At 46.9% G+C, this 890-nt stretch carries 1 pseudogene; it reads left to right on the top strand.

From position 1 onward, the window contains the following. Nucleotides 1-890, top strand: a pseudogene (locus ACFQO1_RS06745) (T9SS C-terminal target domain-containing protein); the annotation flags it as partial.

Below are 890 nucleotides of genomic sequence, written 5' to 3'. Positions count from 1 at the left end.
CCTTACAGATGTTATCTTAAGCAACAATGAAACAGGAGCTGCACCAGGAAATGGTGGTGGACTTCATGTTACAGGTCCTGGAAACACGAACGTTACAGGAGGAACTGTAGACAGTAATATCGCTGTCAATGAAGGTGGTGGACTGTGGAACGGTTCAGGAACAATGACCTTGATAGATGCAACAATCACAAACAACGCTGCAAACGGAGATGATGCTGGTGCTGCAGGGGGTGGAGGAATCTATAATGAAGGCGGAATTGTTGAGGCAAGTGGTGCAACCTTGATAGACAGTAACACAGCAACAGCTGGAGCTTCTGGTTCTGGTGGTGGTATCTTGAATGCTGCGGGCACAGTTACCTTAATTGGAACAACCGTAACCAACAACACGGCGAATAGAGCCGGTGGAGGTATTGAAGTGAACGGAGATGCAACAACAAACCTTACAGATGTTATCTTAAGCAACAATGAAACAGGAGCTGCTCCAGGAAATGGAGGAGGATTGCATATAACGGGTCCTGGAGACAGTACAATTACTGGTGGTAATGTAACTAATAATATAGCTGCCGCTGAAGGTGGTGGACTATGGAATGGAACAGGTAGCATGAGTGTAACAGGAACATCTATAATGGACAATACTGCTAGTGGCGCCGATGCGACACAAGGTGGTGGAGGTATTTTCAACGCGGGAGGAACTCTTACTGTTACAGGAGCCGATATCTCAGACAACGTAGCCGATGGTGCTGCAGGTTCTGGTGGAGGGATCTTCAATGACGGAGGAACTCTTACGGTTACCGATAGTGATATTGACGAGAATACTGCCAACAGAGCAGGAGGTGGTATTGAGCAAAACTCAGGTACTACGGCTGGACTCTTAGTGATTGACAATGTAA

Origin of the sequence: Jejudonia soesokkakensis (assembly GCF_042664795.1) — a bacterium.
In the GTDB taxonomy this organism is placed as follows: domain Bacteria; phylum Bacteroidota; class Bacteroidia; order Flavobacteriales; family Flavobacteriaceae; genus Jejudonia; species Jejudonia soesokkakensis.
Note: the sequence above shows the minus strand (reverse complement) of the source record. Positions and strands in the feature narration are given on the sequence as shown.